Origin of the sequence: Micrococcus sp. TCR-5 (genome assembly GCF_052220525.1) — a bacterium.
GTDB lineage: Bacteria > Actinomycetota > Actinomycetes > Actinomycetales > Micrococcaceae > Micrococcus > Micrococcus luteus.
Map to the genome: position 1 here is coordinate 1 of NZ_JBQPDO010000032.1, position 5,667 is coordinate 5,667.

Annotated in this window: 3 rRNA genes; all 3 read left to right on the top strand. The window is 56.0% G+C overall.

Going from position 1 to position 5,667, the window contains the following annotated elements:
• The first annotated feature begins 281 nt into the window (after window positions 1-281).
• The 3 genes from ACTSKS_RS10895 to rrf all read left to right on the top strand — a co-directional run bounded on the left by ACTSKS_RS10895 (window position 282) and on the right by rrf (window position 5,643).
• Window positions 282-1,804, top strand: a 16S ribosomal RNA gene (locus ACTSKS_RS10895).
• 439 nt (window positions 1,805-2,243) lie between these two features.
• Window positions 2,244-5,334, top strand: a 23S ribosomal RNA gene (locus ACTSKS_RS10900).
• A gap of 192 nt (window positions 5,335-5,526) precedes the next feature.
• Window positions 5,527-5,643, top strand: a 5S ribosomal RNA gene (gene rrf / locus ACTSKS_RS10905).
• The 16S, 23S and 5S rRNA genes sit together here, the layout of an rRNA operon.
• Window positions 5,644-5,667: the final 24 nt, after the last annotated feature.

Here is a 5,667-nt window from a genome sequence, read left to right on the forward strand (position 1 = left end):
GACGGTGAATGCTTCGGACACGGAGTTGACACGGTCGAAACGGATGGTCTAGGATGGAGAAGTTGCTCCAGAGCGAAACGGCCCGCGGAGCGGGTCGCTGAAGCTGGAAGCGCCTGTTGTTTGAGAACTCAATAGTGTGCCAAGTTTGTTGATGCCAATTGTTTTAACACATATTGGTTGATCATCGCCTGCCACCCCCGTGGTGTGGTGATGGTCTGCCAGGTATTGAATGGATGTCGTGGTGGTTATTTCCGGCTGCCACGGTGTTGTTCTGTAATTTTTTTACGGAGAGTTTGATCCTGGCTCAGGATGAACGCTGGCGGCGTGCTTAACACATGCAAGTCGAACGATGAAGCCCAGCTTGCTGGGTGGATTAGTGGCGAACGGGTGAGTAACACGTGAGTAACCTGCCCTTAACTCTGGGATAAGCCTGGGAAACTGGGTCTAATACCGGATAGGAGCGTCCACCGCATGGTGGGTGTTGGAAAGATTTATCGGTTTTGGATGGACTCGCGGCCTATCAGCTTGTTGGTGAGGTAATGGCTCACCAAGGCGACGACGGGTAGCCGGCCTGAGAGGGTGACCGGCCACACTGGGACTGAGACACGGCCCAGACTCCTACGGGAGGCAGCAGTGGGGAATATTGCACAATGGGCGCAAGCCTGATGCAGCGACGCCGCGTGAGGGATGACGGCCTTCGGGTTGTAAACCTCTTTCAGTAGGGAAGAAGCGAAAGTGACGGTACCTGCAGAAGAAGCACCGGCTAACTACGTGCCAGCAGCCGCGGTAATACGTAGGGTGCGAGCGTTATCCGGAATTATTGGGCGTAAAGAGCTCGTAGGCGGTTTGTCGCGTCTGTCGTGAAAGTCCGGGGCTTAACCCCGGATCTGCGGTGGGTACGGGCAGACTAGAGTGCGGTAGGGGAGACTGGAATTCCTGGTGTAGCGGTGGAATGCGCAGATATCAGGAGGAACACCGATGGCGAAGGCAGGTCTCTGGGCTGTAACTGACGCTGAGGAGCGAAAGCATGGGGAGCGAACAGGATTAGATACCCTGGTAGTCCATGCCGTAAACGTTGGGCACTAGGTGTGGGGACCATTCCACGGTTTCCGTGCCGCAGCTAACGCATTAAGTGCCCCGCCTGGGGAGTACGGCCGCAAGGCTAAAACTCAAAGGAATTGACGGGGGCCCGCACAAGCGGCGGAGCATGCGGATTAATTCGATGCAACGCGAAGAACCTTACCAAGGCTTGACATGTTCTCGATCGCCGTAGAGATACGGTTTCCCCTTTGGGGCGGGTTCACAGGTGGTGCATGGTTGTCGTCAGCTCGTGTCGTGAGATGTTGGGTTAAGTCCCGCAACGAGCGCAACCCTCGTTCCATGTTGCCAGCACGTCGTGGTGGGGACTCATGGGAGACTGCCGGGGTCAACTCGGAGGAAGGTGAGGACGACGTCAAATCATCATGCCCCTTATGTCTTGGGCTTCACGCATGCTACAATGGCCGGTACAATGGGTTGCGATACTGTGAGGTGGAGCTAATCCCAAAAAGCCGGTCTCAGTTCGGATTGGGGTCTGCAACTCGACCCCATGAAGTCGGAGTCGCTAGTAATCGCAGATCAGCAACGCTGCGGTGAATACGTTCCCGGGCCTTGTACACACCGCCCGTCAAGTCACGAAAGTCGGTAACACCCGAAGCCGGTGGCCTAACCCTTGTGGGGGGAGCCGTCGAAGGTGGGACCAGCGATTGGGACTAAGTCGTAACAAGGTAGCCGTACCGGAAGGTGCGGCTGGATCACCTCCTTTCTAAGGAGCATCAGTGCCCGTTGCATCACCGCGTGTGTGATGGCGGGTTGCTCATGGGTGGAACATCAATGAATGGTGCCAGTGGTGGTGCCGGCAGTGCTCGAGTACGTCATGCCTGTGAGGGTGTGGTTGGAATGGGTGGTGTTGGTGGCTGCGGGCTGGTGTTGGCACACTGTTGGGTCCTGGAACAGCAGGCACCCTGATCTGTGAGGGTTGGGGTTGTTGTTTCTGGTCTCCGTATCTTGTGAAGCTGGCCTTGTGGGTTGGTGGATGGGGTGTGGGTTGTTGTTTGAGAACTGCATAGTGGACGCGAGCATCTTATTTTTTTTGTTGCTGCATCGTTGATCGCACTGTTCCCCCTGGGGTGGTGTGTGAGGTGTGGTGATGCCGAGAATGACATCTTAGTTAGATATTGCTCATTTGAGGACTTTCATTGTGTGTGAAAGTTTCCAAGGGCGCATGGTGGATGCCTTGGCAACAGGAGCCGAAGAAGGACGTGGGAATCTGCGATAAGCCTGGTGGAGTCGATAACCGGACGTTGAGACCAGGATTTCCGAATGGGGAAACCCCGCACGACGTGTCGTGTGACCCCCGGTTGAACACATAGACCGGGTGGAGGGAACGTGGGGAAGTGAAACATCTCAGTACCCACAGGAAGAGAAAACAAAAGTGATTCCGTTAGTAGTGGCGAGCGAACGCGGATGGGGCTAAACCGTATGTGTGTGATACCCGGCAGGGGTTGCATGTGCGGTGTTGTGGGCCCCTCCTTGTCATGTCTGCCGGCATGGCGCAGTGAGGTGCGGGCATATAGACGAACCAGTGTGGATGCTGGACCGTAGAGGGTGAGAGTCCCGTAGTCGAAATGTGTTCCGCCGCTGTTGGAGGGTTGCCCGAGTAGCACGGGGCCCGAGGAATCCCGTGTGAATCTGCCAGGACCACCTGGTAAGCCTGAATACTACCTGTTGACCGATAGCGGATCAGTACCGTGAGGGAATGGTGAAAAGTACCCCGGGAGGGGAGTGAAATAGTACCTGAAACCATGTGCCTACAAACCGTTGGAGCCTCCTTGTGGGGTGACAGCGTGCCTTTTGAAGAATGAGCCTGCGAGTTAGTGATACGTGGCGAGGTTAACCCGTGTGGGGAAGCCGTAGCGAAAGCGAGTCTGAATAGGGCGATTGAGTCGCGTGTCCTAGACCCGAAGCGGAGTGATCTACCCATGGCCAGGTTGAAGCGCGTGTAAGAGCGCGTGGAGGACCGAACCCACTTCAGTTGAAAATGGAGGGGATGAGCTGTGGGTAGGGGTGAAAGGCCAATCAAACTCCGTGATAGCTGGTTCTCCCCGAAATGCATTTAGGTGCAGCGTCACGTGTTTCTTCCCGGAGGTAGAGCTACTGGATGGACGATGGGCCCTACAAGGTTACTGACTTCAGCCAAACTCCGAATGCCGGGAAGTGAGAGCGTGGCAGTGAGACTGTGGGGGATAAGCTTCATAGTCGAGAGGGAAACAGCCCAGACCACCGGTTAAGGCCCCTAAGCGTGTGCTAAGTGGGAAAGGATGTGGAGTTGCTGAGACAACCAGGAGGTTGGCTTAGAAGCAGCCACCCTTGAAAGAGTGCGTAATAGCTCACTGGTCAAGTGATTCCGCGCCGACAATGTAGCGGGGCTCAAGTACACCGCCGAAACCGTGGCATTCAGTTTTGCTGGATGGGTAGGGGAGCGTCGTTCACGAGGTGAAGCCAGCGGGTAACTTCTGGTGGATTGTGGACGAGTGAGAATGCAGGCATGAGTAGCGAAAGACGGGTGAGAAACCCGTCCGCCGGATGACTAAGGGTTCCAGGGTCAAGCTAATCTGCCCTGGGTAAGTCGGGACCTAAGGCGAGGCCGACAGGCGTAGTCGATGGACAACGGGTTGATATTCCCGTACCAGTGAAGAACCGCCCATGCTGAGCCGGTGATACTAACCGCCCGAACCATCCCGAACCCCGTCTTTGACGGGGTCGGTGGTGGGGAGCGCGGGACCTGAACCGGGGAGGCAAGCGCATTAACAGGTGTGACGCAGGAAGGTAGCCGGGCCGGGCAATGGAAATGACCTGGTCTAAGGGTGTAGGGCTGCCGGTAGGTAAATCCGCCGGCTGTATGCCTGAGACCTGATGGGCGCCCACGTGGTGGGTGATCCGGTGATCCTATGCTGCCTAGAAAAGCATCGGCGTGAGGTTCAAACTGCCCGTACCCTAAACCGACACAGGTGGTCAGGTAGAGAATACTAAGGCGATCGAGAGAATCATGGTTAAGGAACTCGGCAAAATGCCCCCGTAACTTCGGGAGAAGGGGGGCCCCAACCTTGAGCACCACTCGCTGGTGTGAGGGGATCGGGGCCGCAGAGACCAGGGGGAAGCGACTGTTTATCAAAAACACAGGTCCATGCGAAGTCGTAAGACGATGTATATGGACTGACTCCTGCCCGGTGCTGGAAGGTTAAGGGGACCCGTTAGCTTCGGCGAAGCGGAGAACTTAAGCCCCAGTAAACGGCGGTGGTAACTATAACCATCCTAAGGTAGCGAAATTCCTTGTCGGGTAAGTTCCGACCTGCACGAATGGAGTAACGACTTCCCCGCTGTCTCAACCATGAACTCGGCGAAATTGCATTACGAGTAAAGATGCTCGTTACGCGCAGAAGGACGGAAAGACCCCGTGACCTTTACTATAGTTTGGTATTGGTATTCGGTGTGACTTGTGTAGGATAGGTGGGAGACTGTGAAGCGGGCACGCCAGTGTTCGTGGAGTCGCCGTTGAAATACCACTCTGGTCACTCTGGATATCTAACTTCGGCCCGTGATCCGGGTCAGGGACAGTGCCTGATGGGTAGTTTAACTGGGGCGGTTGCCTCCTAAAATGTAACGGAGGCGCCCAAAGGTTCCCTCAGCCTGGTTGGCAATCAGGTGTCGAGTGCAAGTGCACAAGGGAGCTTGACTGTGAGAGTGGCAGCTCGAGCAGGGACGAAAGTCGGGACTAGTGATCCGGCGGCTCGTTGTGGAACGGCCGTCGCTCAACGGATAAAAGGTACCTCGGGGATAACAGGCTGATCTTGCCCAAGAGTCCATATCGACGGCATGGTTTGGCACCTCGATGTCGGCTCGTCGCATCCTGGGGCTGGAGTAGGTCCCAAGGGTTGGGCTGTTCGCCCATTAAAGCGGTACGCGAGCTGGGTTCAGAACGTCGTGAGACAGTTCGGTCCCTATCCTCTGCGCGCGTTGGAAATTTGAGAAGGTCTGTCCTTAGTACGAGAGGACCGGGACGGACGAACCTCTGGTATGTCAGTTGTACCGCCAGGTGCATGGCTGATTAGCTACGTTCGGGATGGATAACCGCTGAAAGCATCTAAGCGGGAAGCCGGCTTCGAGATGAGATTTCCTTGCCCCTTTGAGGTGTGAGGCCCCCAGCTAGAACACTGGGTTGATAGGCTGGATGTGGAAGCGAGGACTGAAGACTCGTGAAGCTGACCAGTACTAATAGGCCGATGACTTACACACACTCTTATCCTATTGCTTGCTTCAAGGTGATGGGTTGGTGTTCGCGTCCACTGTGCGGTTGTCTGATTGCAACCGGCTGTCTGCTTGTTGGTGGATGGTTGAGGTGTTTTGAGTTGAATAGTGTCACTGTTGTGTGACCCGTAGGTTTCCCTGCTGTTGCCCGTGTTGAGGGTGGTGGTGTGGGGTTAGGGTTACGGCGGTCATAGCGTGGGGGAAACGCCCGGTTCCATTCCGAACCCGGAAGCTAAGGCCCACAGCGCCGATGGTACTGCAGCCGGGAGGTTGTGGGAGAGTAGGTCGCCGCCGGACATTCTTTGAGGGAGGGCCTCGCAC